The sequence below is a fragment of the Dasania marina DSM 21967 genome, assembly GCF_000373485.1.
GTDB classification, from domain to species: Bacteria; Pseudomonadota; Gammaproteobacteria; order Pseudomonadales; family Dasaniaceae; genus Dasania; species Dasania marina.
In genome coordinates, this window is record NZ_KB891575.1 from 964,804 (window position 1) to 983,563 (window position 18,760).

Annotated in this window: 17 protein-coding genes; 9 read left to right on the forward strand and 8 right to left on the reverse strand. The window is 48.1% G+C overall.

Annotated features, from left to right (window positions below; all coding sequences use genetic code 11):
- Positions 1-64: 64 nt before the first annotated feature.
- A complete protein-coding gene (gene fba / locus B067_RS0104465; RefSeq protein WP_019528860.1) occupies positions 65-1,129 on the forward strand; it encodes a class II fructose-bisphosphate aldolase in 1,065 nt (354 codons plus the stop codon).
- Between the two features lie 67 nt (positions 1,130-1,196).
- Here fba and B067_RS0104470 read toward each other — a convergent pair whose 3' ends face one another.
- Positions 1,197-2,966 carry a GGDEF domain-containing protein gene (locus B067_RS0104470; protein ID WP_019528861.1) on the reverse strand — a complete coding sequence of 590 codons (1,770 nt, stop codon included), beginning with the start codon at positions 2,964-2,966 and terminating at the stop codon, positions 1,197-1,199.
- Between the two features lie 149 nt (positions 2,967-3,115).
- Between B067_RS0104470 and B067_RS0104475 the strand changes: the two genes are divergently transcribed.
- The 5 genes from B067_RS0104475 (at position 3,116) to B067_RS0104495 (ending at position 7,437) form a co-directional block, all read left to right on the forward strand.
- Complete coding sequence (locus B067_RS0104475) at positions 3,116-4,072, forward strand: alpha/beta hydrolase (protein WP_019528862.1); 957 nt, start codon at positions 3,116-3,118, stop codon at positions 4,070-4,072.
- Positions 4,073-5,458 (forward strand): FAD-binding oxidoreductase, encoded by a 1,386-nt coding sequence (locus B067_RS0104480; protein ID WP_019528863.1) that lies wholly within the window; start codon positions 4,073-4,075, stop codon positions 5,456-5,458. It abuts the gene before it with no gap.
- 36 nt (positions 5,459-5,494) lie between these two features.
- The gene (locus tag B067_RS0104485; RefSeq protein WP_019528864.1) at positions 5,495-5,875 is read left to right on the forward strand and encodes a VOC family protein; all 381 of its coding nucleotides are present in this window, start codon (positions 5,495-5,497) and stop codon (positions 5,873-5,875) included.
- 63 nt (positions 5,876-5,938) lie between these two features.
- Entirely contained in the window at positions 5,939-6,292 is a 354-nt protein-coding gene (locus B067_RS0104490) for a DOPA 4,5-dioxygenase family protein (RefSeq protein WP_019528865.1), read from the forward strand.
- Between the two features lie 83 nt (positions 6,293-6,375).
- Positions 6,376-7,437, forward strand: a complete 1,062-nt coding sequence (locus B067_RS0104495; protein WP_019528866.1) for a CNNM domain-containing protein — start codon at positions 6,376-6,378, stop codon at positions 7,435-7,437.
- 19 nt (positions 7,438-7,456) lie between these two features.
- Here the strand turns inward: B067_RS0104495 and B067_RS0104500 are convergent, their stop codons facing one another.
- Positions 7,457-7,795 carry a hypothetical protein gene (locus tag B067_RS0104500; protein WP_019528867.1) on the reverse strand — a complete coding sequence of 113 codons (339 nt, stop codon included), beginning with the start codon at positions 7,793-7,795 and terminating at the stop codon, positions 7,457-7,459.
- A 122-nt stretch (positions 7,796-7,917) separates the two neighbouring features.
- Between B067_RS0104500 and B067_RS0104505 the strand changes: the two genes are divergently transcribed.
- On the forward strand, positions 7,918-8,463 hold the full coding sequence (locus tag B067_RS0104505) for an NADPH-dependent FMN reductase (protein WP_019528868.1): 546 nt from the start codon (positions 7,918-7,920) through the stop codon (positions 8,461-8,463).
- 9 nt (positions 8,464-8,472) lie between these two features.
- Here the strand turns inward: B067_RS0104505 and B067_RS19650 are convergent, their stop codons facing one another.
- Positions 8,473-10,746: an EAL domain-containing protein gene (locus B067_RS19650; protein WP_019528869.1), complete on the reverse strand. Its 2,274-nt coding sequence runs from the start codon at positions 10,744-10,746 to the stop codon at positions 8,473-8,475.
- Between the two features lie 214 nt (positions 10,747-10,960).
- Between B067_RS19650 and B067_RS0104520 the strand changes: the two genes are divergently transcribed.
- Together B067_RS0104520 and dmeF are read left to right on the forward strand one after the other, a co-directional pair.
- A complete protein-coding gene (locus B067_RS0104520; RefSeq protein ID WP_205619934.1) occupies positions 10,961-12,172 on the forward strand; it encodes a multidrug effflux MFS transporter in 1,212 nt (403 codons plus the stop codon).
- Between the two features lie 14 nt (positions 12,173-12,186).
- Positions 12,187-13,098 carry a CDF family Co(II)/Ni(II) efflux transporter DmeF gene (dmeF, locus tag B067_RS0104525; protein ID WP_019528871.1) on the forward strand — a complete coding sequence of 304 codons (912 nt, stop codon included), beginning with the start codon at positions 12,187-12,189 and terminating at the stop codon, positions 13,096-13,098.
- A 15-nt stretch (positions 13,099-13,113) separates the two neighbouring features.
- On the opposite strand, the gene B067_RS0104530 is transcribed toward dmeF, so the two are convergent.
- The 5 genes from B067_RS0104530 to B067_RS0104550 form a co-directional block, all read right to left on the reverse strand.
- Positions 13,114-13,899 carry an alpha/beta fold hydrolase gene (locus tag B067_RS0104530; RefSeq protein ID WP_019528872.1) on the reverse strand — a complete coding sequence of 262 codons (786 nt, stop codon included), beginning with the start codon at positions 13,897-13,899 and terminating at the stop codon, positions 13,114-13,116.
- A 76-nt stretch (positions 13,900-13,975) separates the two neighbouring features.
- On the reverse strand, positions 13,976-14,413 hold the full coding sequence (locus B067_RS0104535; protein ID WP_019528873.1) for an OsmC family protein: 438 nt from the start codon (positions 14,411-14,413) through the stop codon (positions 13,976-13,978).
- A gap of 115 nt (positions 14,414-14,528) precedes the next feature.
- Positions 14,529-16,421, reverse strand: a complete 1,893-nt coding sequence (locus B067_RS0104540) for an NAD(P)-binding protein (RefSeq protein WP_019528874.1) — start codon at positions 16,419-16,421, stop codon at positions 14,529-14,531.
- Between the two features lie 23 nt (positions 16,422-16,444).
- Complete coding sequence (locus B067_RS0104545; protein ID WP_035801185.1) at positions 16,445-16,909, reverse strand: cupin domain-containing protein; 465 nt, start codon at positions 16,907-16,909, stop codon at positions 16,445-16,447.
- Between the two features lie 175 nt (positions 16,910-17,084).
- Positions 17,085-18,728 carry a methyl-accepting chemotaxis protein gene (locus B067_RS0104550; protein WP_083921356.1) on the reverse strand — a complete coding sequence of 548 codons (1,644 nt, stop codon included), beginning with the start codon at positions 18,726-18,728 and terminating at the stop codon, positions 17,085-17,087.
- Positions 18,729-18,760 lie beyond the last annotated feature (32 nt).

The following is an 18,760-nucleotide window of genomic DNA, read 5'->3' on the forward strand; positions in this document are numbered from 1 at the left end:
ACGCATAGCGCTGCGATAAAGACAGAAATATTTAAAACTTAGGTCAATTATAAAGGAAACTATCATGGCACTTATCAGCATGCGTCAAATGTTGGATCACGCCGCCGAGCACGGTTATGGCGTGCCTGCATTCAACGTTAATAACTTAGAGCAAACACGCGCCATTATGGAAGCAGCCCGTGCTACCAACAGCCCCGTGATTATGCAGGCCTCTGCGGGTGCTCGTAAGTACGCCGGTGCGCCGTTTTTGCGTCACATGATATTGGCGGCCATAGAAGAGTTTCCTGAGATTCCGGTGGTTATGCATCAGGATCACGGCACCAGCCCAGCCATTTGTCAGCGTTCTATTCAATTAGGTTTTTCATCAGTCATGATGGACGGCTCTTTAGAGGCCGATGGTAAAACCCCTGCTAGCTATCAATACAATGTTGATGTGACTAAGCAAACTGTGGCCATGGCTCACGCCTGTGGTGTGTCGGTAGAAGGTGAGTTAGGTTGCTTGGGTTCATTAGAAACCGGCGAAGCCGGTGAAGAAGATGGCGTCGGTGCCGTGGGTAAATTAAGCCACGATCAAATGCTTACTGATCCTGAAGAAGCTGCTGACTTTGTTAAGCAAACCAATGTTGATGCCTTGGCCATAGCCTGTGGTACCTCGCACGGGGCTTACAAATTTACCCGACCACCTACTGGCGATATTTTAGATATAGCTCGTATCAAGGCCATACACGCGCGTATACCCAACACCCACTTGGTGATGCACGGTTCTTCCTCAGTGCCGCAAGACTGGTTGGCGATTATCAATGAATTTGGTGGTGCCATCCCCGAAACGTACGGTGTGCCGGTAGAGCAAATCTGCGAAGGCATTAAGCACGGTGTGCGTAAGGTGAATATAGATACCGATTTACGCTTGGCTTCTACTGGCGCGATACGTCGCTATATGGCGGAAAACCCTGCCGAGTTTGATCCCCGTAAATACCTACAGCAAACCATCAACGCCATGCGCGATATCGTGCAAGCGCGTTTTGAGGCCTTTGGTACAGCGGGTAACGCCAGCAAGATTAAGCCTGTGTCTTTAGAGGCTATGTTCCAGCGTTATGAAGCTGGCGAGTTAGATGCAAAAGTAAACTAAGCGTAAAAATAGCGTAGTAAGGCGGCCTTAGTGCCGCCTTTTTTTGTCTAGATAAAAGTGTATGGGGTTACAGTGGTACGCAGGCTTCGCCCTGCGGTCGGCGGCGGCGAGAAATAAAAATGCCACTGTCACTGCGCTTGGCCTGTTTTTTAGCTTCTCCTGCTAGGGCCGCGACATCGTGATGGGATTTACAATCGTGTATATCGGGTTGGGCTAGGCCTATGGCTAAAGTTAGCAGTCCGAAAAATTGTTTTTTGCCCTGCCTGTCAATCTGCCATAGCCCTTGTTTCTCTAGCACTTCTGGGCTGTAAAAGCGTTTCACCTGTTGCTCAAAGTCACGCTTAATGATTTCGCATTGCTGCAGCCAGTCGCTGCGTTCAAAGGTGGCAATAAAGTCGTCACCGCCTATATGGCCAATAAAATCATCGGCACTGATAAGCATTTTTTTAAGTATATCGGACAGCAGCTGCAATACCTGGTCGCCCATGTTATAGCCATAATAATCATTAAAGGCTTTAAAATTGTTTAAATCAAAATAGGCTATGGTGAAGGGGCTTTGTTGTTGTAGTAATTTATCCACATGTTCGTAGATGGGTACATTACCTGGCAGTTGGCTTAAAGGGTTGGCGTAACGGGCATAGCGAATTTGCTGCTCGGTAATTTTTTGTAGCAAGGTGCTGGTTTTGCCTATGCCGTAATAGGCGCTATTGTTGGTGATAATAAAATCTTGCTGCAGGTTGTCGCTTTGGCTGGTGGTGAGTTTACGGCTGACTTCTTCTAAAGAGGTGTTAAGGTCCACTATCACAGCTTGCTTACTCATAAAACTTAGCACTGATTTGTGGCCGTAGAGTTCACGGCTGTAGCGGCCGGTCATTAACTCTAAAACAGCTTGGCGCTCGATCAGCCCCAGCGGGCTGTCGCCTTCGGTAACGGGTAAGCAGCGTAGGCCTTTGTTGCTGTGAAATAAATCTATGACGCGGTTGAGCGACCAGTTTTTATGTATGGCTGGGTAGCTTAGCGATAAGTCGGCTACGGTCTGCGATAGGCAGATAATGCTTTGATGATTGTTGATCGATAGCAGTTTGTCTTGTATGGAGTGAAAATTGGCGGGTATGGCTTTAGGCCTGCCCAAATAATAACCTTGGCCAAATTGAATTTTTAAGGCGTGCACTACCGCTAGCTCTTCAGCGGTTTCTATGCCTTCGGCGATAACTTTGCAGTCCAGCTCCTTGGCTATTTCTTGTATAGAGCGTACAAACTCGCGCTTTACAGGGTCTTCGTTGATGTTTTCTATAAAGTGCCTATCAATTTTGACATAGTCAGGGCGCAGCTCTGACCAGGCTTTTAAGCCGGCGTAACCGGCGCCTAAGTCGTCTATGGCGACTTGAAAGCCTTTGTCGCGAAAGTGGTCAAAGGAGCGCTTTAATAAATCATAATCATCTAAAGGGTATTGTTCGGAAAGTTCTATAACAATATTTTTAGCGGGTATACTATATTGTGACAATATCCAGTCGGTCATGCCGTGTTCATAGCCTGCCTCGGCTAAACTAATAGGGCTAACATTGATAAACAGCTTGCCATCAGCTTCATACTGGCTAAAGCGCTTACAAGCGGCATCGCGGCAGGCAAACTCCAGCTTGGAGAGGTTGCCCGATTTACTGGCGGTGTCGAATAGCTGCAGTGGGTTGTGCAAAGGGCTGTTAGCCGGGCCGCGGGTTAGCGCTTCATAGCCGTGTAGCTTGGCCTGACGCAGGTTGACTATGGGTTGAAACACGGCGGTTAATAAATTGTGCTTAATAATCTGTAACAGTTCGTCAGTATAAGCTATGGGCGACATACATAAGTCCGAATGTAAAAGTCCTGGGTATCAGGGGCTGAATATAAAGTTTCGCGTTTTAATCATGCCGCTAAAGTGTAAAACAGAGATATGACAGAAAAGTTGCAGTTTCATGAATCGCCATCTACAGGCGCAGAGGTATTAAACCCTTGAGCGAAAATACGTTAAATATCGATGAGCTACGGTCGGCGGTTACTAATTTTGATAGTTTGCAATCGTCGCAATACCCACAAATTATTACAGACTACTTTCGCTATTACGGCATAGACTTTGAAAGTCAGTTTAGCGGCTTGCAGCATTTTTTTGGTGCTATAGATTGCGGCGCCTATCGTATCGCTAGCCATTACTTTTCCTTGGCCGGTAAGCCAGCAAGCAAGACTGTATTAATTGTGCATGGTTATTATGATCATGTGGGCCTGTATAAGCACGCCATAGCGAATAGTTTGGCGCAGGGTTATAACGTGGTGGCTTTTGATTTACCCGGTCATGGCTTGTCCAGCGGCGAGCGCAGCTGCATAGTGCGCTTTGGTGAATACCAATTAGTGCTTAAAGCAATTATTGCCTACTTCGAAAAAATCAATATTCCCATCGCCGCGCTAATAGGGCAAAGCACTGGCGCAGCGATAGTCATGCAATACTTATTAGAGCATCCGCAACAAAATAGGGCTGCGGTAATGTTGGCGCCTTTATTGAAAATATATCAATGGCGCAGTAGTCGTTTGCTATACCGAATAGTTAAAAACTTTATCAAACGATTGCCGCGTCGCTTTGCTAATAATAGCCACGATAAAAACTTTATTTATTTTTTAAAATACCAAGATCCACTGCAAAGTAAGCACACCCATTTAGGTTGGGTGGGGGCCTTGATAGAATGGGTGGAAGAGTTTAAATATTTTAAGGCGACAAAGCACAAGGTGTTAATTGTTCAGGGGCTGGATGACGGTACGGTCGATTGGCGTATTAATATACCGGCAATTAATAAAAAATTACCTTGTGCCAAAATAGGGTATATAGAAGGCGCTGGACATCAATTGGTTAATGAGACCGAAGTCATGCGTCAGCAAGTTTTTATTTTAATTAATCAATACTTAAGCGAACACAGTTAAATGTTAACAAATGATATATACCTGCAACTGCTGCAAATAGTAGGCGATAAAAAAATTACCCGCGATGCTGCAGAGCTCAGCTACTGGGGTAAAGATAGCACCCAGTTTAGCGCTAATGCCAGCGCCATTATCTTTCCGCAAAACATAGAGCAACTACAAGCCATAGTTCAGTTAGTTAATCGTGAGGGCGTAGCCTTAGTGCCCTCCGCTGGTCGCACCGGGTTATCGGGTGGGGCCGTAGCGATACAGGGCGAGGTAGTGGTGTCACTGCGCGATATGAATGCCATTAAGCAGTTCAATGCCATCGATCGTACAGTGGTGTGTGAGGCGGGGGTGATTACTGCCGATTTACAGGCCTTTGCCGAGCAGCAGGGCTTGTACTATCCAGTAGATTTTGCTTCCAGTGGTTCCAGTTTAATAGGCGGTAATATCAGCACCAATGCCGGTGGTATAAAAGTTTTAAAATACGGTATGACGCGGCAGTGGGTAGCGGGCTTAAAAGTGGTTACCGGTGCCGGTGATATATTAGACATGAATAAAAGCCTGCTTAAAAATAATACCGGCTACGATATACAGCAATTGTTTATAGGCGCCGAAGGCACTTTGGGATTTGTGGCCGAGGCCACTATGCGCCTTACCCGCCCGCCTGAACATTTAACCGTGTTGTTATTGGCGGTGCCACATTTAACCGCGCTGTTGCAAGTGTTAGCGCATTTTCAAGTGGGTATGGAATTAACCGCCTTTGAGTTTTTTTCAGAGCAGGCCTTACAAAAGGTGACGGCGCAGCTAGGGCTGCAACGGCCCTGTAGTGAAGTCGGTGCTTATTACACACTAATAGAATTTGAAGCCAAGGATGATATGGTCATAGAGCGGGCCATGAGCTTGTTTGAGCAGTGCCTAGAGCAGGGCATAGCGCTAGACGGTGTGATCAGCCAAAACCAAGCTCAATATCAAAACCTGTGGCGTTTGCGCGAAGAAATAAGCTCGGTATTGGCCCAGTGGCAGCCCTTGAAACATGACTTGTCCGTGCCTCCCTCGCAGCAGGGCGAGTTTTTATTAGAGGTGGAAAAAATACTCAGCGAACTAGCGCCGCAATACCAAGTGATATGGTATGGCCATATAGGCGATGGTAATGTGCATTTAAATATACTCAAGCCCGATGAGTTAACCAAGGCCGAATTTGATCACAGCTGTAAAGCAATTAGCGTTGCCATCTTTGAGCGCCTAGCGACCTATAACGGCAGCGTCTCTGCAGAGCATGGCATAGGCTTGCTGAAAAAAGACTATTTACACTATAGCCGTAGTGAATTAGAAATTGCGTTAATGAAAGGGATTAAGCAACAGCTAGACCCTAAAGGCTTAATGAATCCGGGTAAGATTTTTTAAACAGCATGAATGGTCGCAAGCGATAAGGAGATAAGCATGGCTAAAAATCCGCTCTGTTGGTTTGAAATTTATGTCAATGATATGGCTAGGGCCAAGGCTTTTTATGAGGCGGTGCTAGCCGTAGAGCTAGAGACGCTAGGCGACCCTACTGATACATCCATAAGCATGCAGTCATTTCCATCGGATATGGAAGAGTATGGTGCTACCGGCGCACTGGTGAAAATGGATGGCGTTGTCGCCGGCGGCAATAGCACCTTGGTCTATTTCTCCTGTGATGACTGTGCCATTGAAGAGTCGCGGGTGATAGCTGCTGGTGGCAATATACAAAGGCCTAAGATGGCCATTGGTGAGTATGGATTTATTAGCTTAGTCATGGATACGGAGGGCAATATGCTTGGCCTGCACTCATTAGCATAATGCGTGCTTTTTTATTTTAAATTGATAGTTTTTTTCGCCATCTATAGATGCAGGTAGTAATCAATGAATGCAGTACAGCGACCGGTTAATAAGCATAAAGCCTACCATGCCCATGTCTATTTTGATGAGCATAGCGTGACCTATGCTGCGGCGCTTTGCGCTGAGGGCGGCGAGCGCTTTGGCTTACAGATAGGGCGCGTGCATGAAAAGCTGGTGGGGCCACACCCTAGGTGGAGCTGTCAGATTATTTTTGGCACTAGAGATTTTGATGCCTTGATTCCTTGGTTGGATGAGCGGCGCAATGGCCTTAGCGTATTAGTACATGCTTTAACCGGCAATGATTTAAACGACCACACCCTTTATGCTTATTGGCTGGGGGATAGTGTTGAACTTAACCTCGCTATGTTTGGTGGTTAGCATTCTAGTACTTCGCGTCTAGTTATAATGGGTTTAGCTTAACGCTAGATTGTTTTTTAGGCTGTCACTGAGTTAGGTTTTTTATGCTGCTACTCACCACTTACATACTTATCGCTATATTTTTTTCCTTTGTCTGCTCTATTTTTGAGGCGGTGCTGCTTAGCGTCAATCGCGCGCATATCGCTATTATGAGAAGCCACGGCCAACAAGCGGCTGGTGACTTACTCAAGGAGTTAAAGGACGACATAGGCAAACCGTTGGCGGCTATTTTATCACTCAATACTATCGCTCATACCGTAGGCGCAGTGGGTGCGGGCGCGCAAGCGACAGAAGTATTTGGTAGTGCCTATATAGGTTTGGCATCAGTGGTTTTGACTTTGTTGATATTGATTTTTTCGGAAATTATACCAAAAACACTAGGGGCAACTTACTGGCGGCAGTTAGCGCCTATTACGGCTCACTCGTTAAAATATTTAATCCTCTTGCTATATCCCCTAGTGAAGTTGTCGGTAAAAATTACTGCCAATATTCCCAACGAACCCAGTCTAAATGGTTTTAGCCGCAAAGAGTTTGCAGCAATGGCGGAGATTAGCTCGCAGGATGGTCAGTTAGCCAAGCAAGAATCCAAGTTTGTAAAAAATTTAATGAAACTAAGGAGTACCCAGGTTAAAGATGCCATGACCCCTAGAACTGTTGTTTTTTCCCTGCCGCAGCAACTCACCGTAGAAGCCTTTTTTCATAAGCACGATAAAGCGGTTTTTAGCCGCATCCCGGTTTTTGCTGATAGTCGTGAAGAAATAACTGGCTATGTATTTCGCAGTGATTTATTTCTGGCCCAGGCTAGGGGTAATGGCGATAGCCTGTTAGCCAATTATAAACGCGACCTTCCCGCATTGTTGCCGACTATGTCGCTTAGCCATGTGTTAAACGAAATGCTTACGTTGCGGGTGCACCTGATGATGGTGGTTAATGAGTATGGGGGTGTTGAAGGTATTATCAGTTTAGAGGATGTGCTGGAGACTATGCTGGGCTTGGAAATTATTGACGAAAAAGATCAGGCCGTTGATATGCAAAAAGAAGCTCTCAAGCAATGGCGGCGTCGCGAATATCAGAAGAATTCGGATGATAGCGTGGAGGATAATTGAGGGTGACGGTGTGGCTGGATTAATGGCCTAAGAATTGATCGATTAACCCCGCTAGCTCTTCGTGTAAGTGACTTTCAAATTCATCTAGGCTTCCATTAAATAAACGCAAGTATCTTTCGGCCTGCTCATGGCTAATGTTCTTATGGCTGAGTTGATATTGCATCTCAGGCATATTTTTATCCATCCTAGGGCTAAGCTGCCAATGCACAAAGTCGGAATCCAGTGAGGCCAGTGCCTGTTGGGCGAATTCACAAAAGGCGTCCACATGATCTATGCCTTCCGGGCCTAGGCAGCCTGGCTCTATACGGCTTAAAACAGTAAGTTTTTTCTCGGCGGGTAAGGGTAGGTTAATTGCCATAGTGCGCGACTCTGTGTAGGGCGTTATTGTCAACTATAGCTGCGAATGCCGTTTTTTCATCTAGACTAGAATGTTAGCAGCATAGCTGCAGCTAACGTGATAAAAAATATAACGGAGAGCGTATGAATATCATCGGTATTAGCGGCAGCCTGCGACAGGCTTCATTCAACAGCCTGCTGTTAAAGGCAGCGGCTGAGGTCGCTAAAAATCAGGGGGCTGTGTTCGAGATTTTTGACCTTTCAGAGCTGCCTTTATACAACAGTGATTTGGATGGGGATGTTAAACCAGCAGCGGTAAGCCGTTTGTTAGCCGCGATTACGCAGGCAGACGGCATTTTTTTTGCCACTCCAGAATATAATTATAGTATCCCCGGGGTGTTAAAAAACGCTATAGACTGGGCCTCGCGCCCGGCCTATCAATCGGTGTTAGCGGGCAAGCCCAGCGGTATTGTGAGTGCGTCTATGAGCCCGCTGGGTGGCGCTAGGGCGCAGGTGCATTTACGTGATGTATTGGCAGGCACCTTAACGCCAGTACTGCTATCGCCCGATTATTTATTGCCGCTGGCGCAACAGGCTTTTGATAGTAGCGGTGTGCTTTGTGATAGCAAGGCACAAGAGCGGCTTAGCCGTTATGTGGCTAGCTATATTGCTTGGGCCTCACAGCACTAAGGAACTGGTTTATTTCGCTTCGTATAAACGGCCTTTTTGCTGATTGATTAGCTTTAGTAGTTGCTCCGAGGGCTGCGGTTTAGCAAATAAATAACCTTGAATATAATCCACTTTCATCTCGCGCAGCATTTGCGCCTGTTCAGGGTTTTCTACGCCTTCGGCAACCACTGCAAAGTTGAGGGCGTGGGCTAGGTGCACCACTGAGCTGACTATGGCTTGGTCGGCAGGGTCCTGCGCAATATTGATAATAAAAGAGCGATCGATTTTGATGGTGTTGACCGGAAATTGTTTAAGATAGGCTAGTGAAGAATAGCCGGTACCAAAATCATCTATGGAAATATGGGCGCCCAATTCGCGGAGGGTTTGCAAGGTTGCGGAGGCCGTTGCGGGGTCACGCATAATTTCGGTTTCGGTGACTTCAAAGCCCAGTTTAAAACGGGCCGGGTTGAGCTGTGCCCGGGCCATAATGTCATGGATAGTCTGCGCCAAATCGGCCTGCGCTAATTGCCGGCCCGATAAATTTACCGAGATGCCCAAGGGTCTATTTAATTGGCAGCGCTGTTGCCAACTGTTGGCTTCTTGGCAGGCTAGTTCCAGTATCCACTCACCTAAAGGCACGATTAAGCCGGTTTCTTCCGCGATGGGGATAAACTCTATGGGTGAGAGTAAGCCGCGCTGGGGGTGTTGCCAGCGCACTAAGGCCTCGAGAAAGATAATGTCGCCACTGTGGCTTTCTATTATGGGTTGGAAGTGTAGGCAGAATTGTTGTTTGTCGTGTTCTAGGGCGTGGCGTATCTCGTTTTCCACCCGCAGTTGCGTGCTGACTTGTATTTGCATGCGCTCATCAAATAATTGATAGGCGCCACGGCCACTGCCTTTGGCTTCATACATGGCGATGTCGGCGGCACTGATAAGATTTTCGGCGCTGCTGTATTGGTCAGCCAAGGCTATGCCTACACTGGCGTTTAAAAAGATGCTATCACCTAGCAATTGCATGGGGGGCGCTAGTGTGTCCAGTATGCGCTGGGCAATAATCGCGGCGTCACGGTGGCTGTTGATATCGGGGCAGGCGATCACAAATTCGTCGCCGGCCAGTCTGGCAACGGTGTCATTGGGGCGTACGGCTTGCTGTAGGCGCTTGGCGACTTCAATTAAAGCGCTATCACCTGCTTCATGGCCAAAGCTGTCGTTAATGCGTTTAAAGTGATCTAGGTCGACAAACAAGGCCGCCAAGCCCGAGCGCTGCTCTTTGCGTTGCCCTAGGTGTTGCTCCAACCTATCTAATAATAAAAGGCGGTTGGGCAGGCCGGTAAGGGCATCGTGTAATGCCTGGTGCTTGAGTTCGTCTTGCTGGCGTTTACGTGCGCTAATATCGCGGGCAAAGGCAAAAAAGCTCCATTCCTCATTCTCCTGTATAGACCAAAGGGTGATCTCTATGGGAAATTCATGGCCTTTGCAGTGCATGGCTGGCAGCTCTAGAGTTTGCCCCAGTACGCTGGCCTGGCCACTGATTAAGAAGCGCTGCATACCCTGTTGGTGGGCCTCCCTAAAGGCGGGGGGGACGATGAGTTCGGCTACTGTGCGCCCCAGCGCTTGCTCTGAGTTCCAGCCAAAGATGCGTTGTGCAGCATGGTTCCACGCGGTCACCGAGCCTAGGCTATCCATGGCAATAAAGGCATCGGCGGTGCTATTGAGTATATGGCGGTGACGTTGCTCGCTGTCGGCCAGCTGTTGTTGTGCTAGCTCGCGTTCAAACACGCGGCCCAGTTGCAGGCCTACATGGCTCATAACATCCAGCAGTGCGTGGTCGGGCTGATGCGCCCGCGAGGAATAAAACTCTAATACCGCGACGACTTTATCACCGGTTAATACGGGGAAGGCAAAGCAGGATTTGAGGCTGGTTTTGGCGATACTGTCTTGACGTATATAAGCAGGGTCCTGCTGCGCATTAATCATCCACTCAGGTTGGCCGTTGGCAAAGACGCGGCCGGGTATACCCTCGCCCTTGGCAAAGGGTCGTGCCTCACTGTCTTCGCGAAAGCGAAGTAAATTAGCTTGTTGGTGTTGCGCAATAATATGCCAGATATTGGCGGAGCGCAGAATGTTGTCGGGGCCACTGATAAATACATGGCCTAAAGACCAGCCCGTTGCCTGACAAATAAACATCAGCGCTTTTTGTAAAGATTCTGTGGTGGAGTTGGCTTCATTAGCGGCTACAGCAATTTTTTCTAGCAGGCCTAGGTAGGTCTGCGAGGCGGCACTAGTTTCAGGGGGGTGTAGCATAATTATTCTCTGCAGAGGGCTTATCAGTGGGTTTATGTTATACAAGGTATGCGCATAGTGCGGTAAAAACAAAAGCCCTAGTGTTAATCATGAGCCAGCAAGTTATCAGCTTTTTCTATTCGATTAAAGGCGAAGAAAAACTAGGGTTATGTAACGTGGCTATTATCGATATCTGATACTATCGCTTGATTATTTTATAAATGAGTTGTCCCAATTGAATAACGTAACGCCAAAACCTGCTTTGCCCCAAGCTGAGTTTGTTGCCTTAATGGCAATAATGACCTCGCTGGTTGCGCTTTCCATCGATTGTATGTTGCCGGCACTGCCCGAAATCGGCCGCGACTTGCAGGTGAGTGATGCCAACGATAATCAATTGATTATTTCCCTGTTGTTTTTAGGTATGGCGCTGGGGCAATTATTTTTTGGCCCCTTATCCGACAGTCTAGGGCGTAAGCCTGCGGTGGCTATAGGTATGGCGGTGTTTGTGCTGGGTAGTTTGCTATCTATAGTCGCCACCGATTTTTCTACGATGTTATTGGGTCGCATTTTACAAGGCATAGGCCTGGGGGCGCCGCGTACGGTATCCATCGCGTTGATTAGGGATATGTATCAAGGCCAGGCCATGGCGCGGGTGATGTCGTTTATTATGACGGTGTTTATTTTAGCGCCTATGGTTGCGCCTGCTGTAGGCCAGGCTATTTTGTTGTGGGCCGGTTGGCAGGCGATTTTTGTTGCCATACTGCTGCAGGGTTTGTTGGTGTTGCTGTGGTTTTACTGGCGCCAGCCAGAAACCTTGTTGCCTGCGCAGCGTGTGCCCTTTTCCTTACTGCATATAAAGCGTGCCATTATGGAGGTGTTACGTAACCCGGTGGCTTTGGGTTATACCCTGATGGCAGGGTTTGTGTTTGGCGCTTTTTTGGCGTACTTGGCCAGCACGCAGCAACTTTTTCAGCAGCAGTATAAGTTAGGCGCATGGTTTCCCGCGTTATTTGCGTTATTAGCGTTGGCCGTAGGCGGTGCATCTTTTACCAACGGCCGGCTGGTGATGCGTTTTGGCATGCAGTATATCTGTGCCCGTTCGCTGTGGCTGTTGACTGGGGTGTCGCTATTATTTTGTATAGTCGTTTGGCAGTTTATGGGTCATCCACCGCTGTGGTTATTGGTGCTGTACTTTCTTATTAGCTTATTTTGTACAGGATTATTGTTTGGCAATATTAACGCTTTGGCGATGGAGCCGCTGGGCCATATCGCTGGGGTAGGGGCTGCGGTAGTAGGGTCGTTATCGACCTTAATCTCTGTGCCTTTGGCGGTGTTTATAGGCGGTGCTTACCAAGGTAGCGTGCAGCCTTTGGTTATGGGTTTTGGCAGCTGTGCGGCTATTGCCCTATTGCTGATGCGCTGGACCGAAGCACGGCGAGTATCGTAAAAGGTATTTATTTTATGCACGATAATAATTTACAAGACTGGCAGCACGAGCATACTTTTAATCAAGATAAGCGCCGGCCTGGTGAATCGAAAACGCTAATCGTCATCGCCATTACCGCGGTAATGATGGTAGTAGAGATTAGCGCAGGGGTGCTTTATGGCTCTATGGCCTTGCTGGCCGATGGCCTGCACATGGCTTCCCATACCGTGGCATTGGCCATTACTGCTTTTGCCTATATTTATGCGCGCCGCCATGCTCTTAACCCTGGTTTTAGCTTTGGCACCGGCAAGGTGAATGCGCTGGGCGGTTTTACTGGTGCCGTGCTGCTGGTGATTTTTTCCTTAATGATGGCGGTGGAAAGTGTTGAGCGTTTGCTTAACCCGGTGGCTATCGTATTCAACCAAGCCATAGCGGTTGCGGTGTTGGGTTTGCTGGTTAATGCGCTGTGTGCCTATGTGCTGGGGGTGCACAGTCATGGTGATCACCACCATAACGGCCACGATCATAATCTGACCTCGGCCTACTTGCATGTATTGGCCGATGCACTTACCTCGGTGCTGGCGATAGTGGCATTGATAGCCGCTAAGTATTATGGCTATGTGTGGATGGACCCGCTGATGGGGGTGGTAGGCGCAATACTTATCGCCCGTTGGTCCTATGGCCTGTTGCGGACTACCAGCGCGGTGTTGCTGGATAAACAGGCCCCCAAACTGTTACGTGAAGAAATACGAACGGCGCTGGAAAGTGATGAGGACACGCGAGTTAGCGATTTGCATGTGTGGTCTATAGGGCCAGAGATTTATTCGGCCTTGATTACGGTAGTGGCGGATAAACCGGTGACGCCAGATGAATATAAATCACGGCTACCGCAAACTTTGGGCTTAGTGCATGTGACGGTAGAAGTGCATCGCTGCCGTCATCACTAAATTGTTATTAATCCATTAAACCGTTTGCTGTAGTGCCGTAATGCAAGCAGCGCTGTGGCTGTTGACTAAAAAGTGGCTAGCACCGGGTATACATTGTAGTTGGCTATTGGGTATGGCTTCGGCGATAAGTTGCGCGAGGGTGTGCAGTATAGGGTTAGATCGATCGCCGTAAATGAGCTGGGTTGTCATCGTTAGCTGTTGTAAATCTTGTAGCGTGTAAGCTAGGTTCATACATATATCCCAATGCCGTATATTCTCAGACGTCATGGGGGTCATGGTATCTTTTATAAAATCTGGCAGGGCGGCATAGCTGTTTTGGCCACCCCAAAAATCGATGACCTGACCACAAGCATGGATTTGTTGTTCGGCAACCGCCTGCCTATACCCTGTTAAAAATTTATTGAGTGCTGTTATCTCAGGCTGCGTGTGTGCGGCTTGTTGTAATAGCCAGCCGGCAACCGGTTCAAACAAGCTGAGCTTGCTTATATTGATGGTGTTTTCTAGTGCTAAGGCCAGCGCCACTACGCCGCCATAGGAGTGGCCCACTAGCTGCACAGGTTGATCGGTAAGCGTGTTTATAATTTGGCTAATGAGTGTGGTTTCTGTGCGTATGGTGGCCGGCGAGTGGTCAGCTATAGCCGGTGCATCACCGTGGCCGGGCAGTTTAATACTAATGCAGTGATATTGTGGGCTGAGTTGCTCTACAAATTTTTTCCAGGCGGCATGGCTAGCGAACGAGCCATGTATAAAAACGATGGGCGGGCCTGAGCCTTGTTGCTCAAAATAAGGCTGTATATTCATAGTGCGGTTACTTAGTTTATAGGCGGTAGCAATAACTATAGCCGCTGAGGAATCACTATAACAGCCTGCTTTGCGTTTAGCTGACGACAGTGATCTCGCACTGCAGTTGTGATTGTGAGGTCATAGAGTTTAGTACTAAGCAGCTTTGTTCGGCCTTATGTAATAGTTTTTCTGCTTTGTCTTTATCTTGCTCGTTACTAATAGTGAGTTTTACCTGGGTGTTGACCTGAATGAACTGCATGCCGCGTTCAACTTTATCGAGTATGCCTTCCGATTGGCAGTTGATCTGTTGCCACGATAGCTTTGAAGCGTTAGCGATGGCACGAAAGGATAAAATAAAACAACTGGCTACCGAGGCCATTAATAAATCTTCAGGCGACCACTGGTCACCAGGGCCACCAAAGTTTTTGGGCGGGGCGCAACTCAGTGCGGGTAAATTGTCGCCAGTAAGCTGTAAATTGTTCTGCTCTTCAGCGCTGGCAGTAACGGTGTAGTGATGCGGTAAAGCTTGCATAGTCCATCTCATTAATAAAGGCGTGTCTATGCAGTGTAGTTGTTTGCTGTGAATAGTTATTGATATAGCTCAAAGAGAGGTTTTATCCCTAAGCCTCTCTTTTGTTTTGTTGCCACTAACTATTGAGCTGCTCGGCGACTGCCCTATGAGCGGCGTCGAACGCACCGTTGACATAGGCATAGGCGGAAGCGTCAGAATTGGCGATAGAAATGCGCCCCATTTGTGCGCGGCCTGCTATATGCGGGCCGTTATCTCTGTTCCAACCGGCGGGATCAAATAACTCGTTGTATTCATAAGCGTACCCATGGGGCCAGCGATTGACAGTAATAGCGGCGATATCCTTAACGGGGTCAAAGCCGTGGGGTGATAATGCACCGTCTAATATGCTGAATAAATCCTTTTCAAAATCTGCAAACGGCAGTTGATACAGTTGTTGTCTACCTAAGCGGTGCTGCTCTCTACCACTTAAACCCTGATAGGGTTGGGTGGGCACCATGCTGCAATGCAATACGATGGGTTGGTCAGGATTTTGGGTGTACTGATAGCCGCCCATGCTAACCGGAAAATCTAACTCCATGTTATGAAACAACTTGTTGTTGGGCACATAAAAACCGCTCTTGCCTGCCTTGGCAAAGGCGCGCCAGTTTCTAATGGCCACATTAGCATATACCAGTGGCACTTTAGTGGCGTAGGCGATAGCTTCTTTTTGCGCAGCAGGTACTTCGGGGCAGATATGGGGAATAATATTATTGTAGCAAGCCATAATGCAGTGCTTGGCTTGCACTTTATACGTTTTGCCTTCACGCACATAGGTGATGTTAACCTGCTGCTGATTTTTGCTGTGCTGTACGTTAACGGCGGTGCTGTTTAAACGTATGCGCACTGGCGAGTTGCTGTTATCTAAGGTGCTGTAATCCATTTTATTGAGCACCAAGTCTTCCATAGTGTTGCCGGCCATACTGGCGGGAATTAACTTACGCACTAAGGCGCGAGCTACGCCGGCGTTGCCATCGGGGAAGTGATAAATATAAGGCTCGTCTTCGCCTTTATGGGTATTAATATCCTCATATTTTACCCCTAGTTTATCAGTGCCAGGCATACCCGTGCGTATCGCTTCCAGTGTCGATAGCGCATCCCAGCCTAGCCCCCATAAGCCTTTCATGCTGCCATTAAATATATTGATGGCCTCGTGGCTTAACTGTGCGTATTGGCTAAGAAAATCGTAATAGCTGAGCTTGCGCAAGTGCTCAATTTTTTCTGTATAGCTCCACTCGGGTAGCTTGATCTTTTGGCTGCCATCCAAATAACGTAACAGGCTTTGTTTAGCGGTTGCTGATATGGGGTAGCTGCTAATAGTCTCAGTTAATGAAACTAGCTTTTCACCATGCCAGCTAAACGGATTATCAGCCAAGAAATTTTTACCGTAGTGTTGCTCGCTAAAATATAGACCATATTTTAAGCCCCACTTCTTTTTGAAACCGCTGTCGTAATACTGATTAAAGCGTTGGGTATCTATGGCTAAATCTTTTAATAACTGCGAAGACGCTTTCGAAAACCCGCTAGGCGTATCTATGGACTGGCTACCGCCATAGCTAATTAATTGCTTGCCGTCGACAGTAAACTCATTGCGTTTGGCATGGCCGCCAAAGTCGTCGTGATTTTCTAGTATCAGTATGCGGCTATTGGCACCGGCTTGCTGTTGAAATAACAACGCGGCACTCAAGCCTGATAATCCCCCACCCACCACAACCAGATCGTAGTCGCTATCGGTTTGCTGGCTGGGTATGGGCCATTGCTTGCCCTGCCAAGCTACTGAATGCGCGACTTCAAAAGCGCCTTTATGAGTGCCGCGCAGGCCGGTGAGCTTGGGCGGATAATAAGGGCTGCTTGCCGCTTGCTTGCTGCTGGCAGCAAGGGCGCTTAAGGGCGAGGCTGCAGCGCTGGCGCCTAAGCTTAGGGCCGCGCCATTAAGAAAGTCACGGCGAGTAATGGTGGGTTTTTTTGACATGGTCAGGTTCTCTTAATCCGTGTTTAATCCATGGGCTTATCGGGTGAATAGATAACATAGATTTTGGTATAACCTTGGGTATCCCAAATGCCTGTCCACTCTTTCGCTAGGGTGACGGCATCGCCGGCTTTAATTTCTGTCACTGTGCCGTCGCTAGAGGTGAGCGTTACGCCGCCTTCTAGAAAATACATGTATTCGTCTACGCCATAGGGCTCGGTAACTTCAAAGCGACCGGCCGGGGCCTTATACATACCGCTAACAAATTTTTTGTCGCTGCTCAGCAGTGAGACTACATCTAGCACTTGGGTGCCGTTATCGCGTTTTTCAATAATCATATCCGGGCGTTTAAAAATATCCCCTGCGATGTCTTGTTTGCTCATGACGGCGGGTTTAGACAGTTTAGCCTCGGCGGCACTGGCGTGTAGGGTGAATAGGCTGGTAATAGCCATGCTGCTTGCAATAAGAACGGCGTGTTTAAGAGTTGGCATTATTATTTTCCTTAATCGATAAGTGTCTTTAGTTACAACTTATCTTTGTGTTTATCCCTATTATTGTCAATCGCACTAATGTCTGGGGGCAAAGACTTTTGTCATGCTATGTCAGCAAATGCCAGACATAAAAAAAGGAAGGCAATGCCTTCCTTTTGATTAATATGTTTATGTTTTATTGCGTTTTAAACTCGTTGACCAAGCTGGCTAAGCGGTTAGACACGTCTTTTAATTGTGAGCTGGCTTGGTCTATCTCTGCAACCGAGTGCTCTGAGCTTTTTGCAACATCAGAAATATTGACCACATTGTGGGATATCTCTTGTGATACCGTTTTTTGCTCATCGGTGGCGGCGGCGATTTGGGTGTTCATTTCGTTAATCAGTTCTACCGCTTTAGCTATGGCGGTTAGTGATTGCCCTGCTTTTGCGGCGCGCTCCAGCGTGCGACTCATTTCTTCGGTGCCTTCCGACATGGACTTAACCGCTTCTTGGGCACCGCTTTGTAGCCGCTCTATCATTTTCTGAATTTCTTGGGTGGACTCGGCGGTGCGCTGTGCCAACGACCTCACTTCGTCAGCGACTACCGCAAAGCCACGACCTTGTTCGCCGGCTCTAGCGGCCTCTATGGCGGCGTTAAGTGCCAACAAGTTAGTCTGCTCGGCGATGCCGCGGATAACATCTAACACCGTGCCTATGGCGGAGCTGTCGGTTTCTACCCGGTTAATCACCTCGCTAGAGGCGTTGATGCGGTTGGCTAAGCTGTTAAGCGAGCTGGTAGCTTCTTCTAATACCGCAGTACCGTCTATGGTTTCGCGGTTAGCATCGTTGGCGGCGTTGGCGGCTAGTGAGGCGTTGCGGCTCACTTCTTCTATGGCGTGGGTCATTTGGGTGGTGGCAGTGGCGACTTGATCGGTTTCGCGGGTTTGTACTTTTACCCCTTCACGGGTGATTTCGGTGTTGTTAGACAGTGAGTTGGCAAATTCCTGAATTTGGAAACTGGTGTCACGCACGTCGGCCAAGATAGCGCTAAAGCGGTTGACCATGCGCTGGAAGGCGCTGGCGACTTCACCGATTTCGTCTTTCTGATCTATGGATATTTTGACAGTGAGGTCTTGGTCGGAGTCTACCTGTTGTATCAGCGCTCTTAGTTCATTAAGAGGTTTCGAAATAGAGCGGCCTACGGTGATACCTGAAGCGGTCATTAGCACCAAGGCAATCAGGCCTAAGGTAACGAGTAAGTTAAAGGAGTCATCATATATGCTTTGAGCGTTTTGGCGCTCTTGTTTGGCGATGTTTAATTGCAGCTCGATTAAGGCGGCAATTTCGGTGGCTATGGGGTCGGTGTATTCAAACAGATCGCCGTTGTAGTCCGTGATCAGGGTGTCGCCGTATTCATCAAAGGCTAGGGTGGTGCCCATGCGGGCTAAGACTTCAGCCGCCGCTTCTATGGTGGTGTCTGCGGCACCAAATTTGGAGTTAGTGGACTCAACCAGTTTGCTCTCGGCCTCATTGAGGCGGCTGCGGGTGTAGCTGGCCCAGTTGGTCTTAATCATGGCCTGGCCGCGGCGCAGCTCTTTTAGCGCTTCGTCGGGGTTTTTGAGTCCGTTATCCGCTTTGTTGATGGCGTTAATAATATCGGTATAGCCATCCATAATGGATTTAAGCTGGGTTAGGGGTACTACCCTATCGTCGTAGATGCGGCCCACACTATTATTTATGGTCGAGAAAGAGGAGAGTGAAGAGATGACCAATAGAATAATGATGATGAGTGGTACACCTACCAAAGCGGCAAGACGTTGGCCCACACTAAGTCTATTCATGATTAATACCCGTTTACTTGTAAAGCATGCGT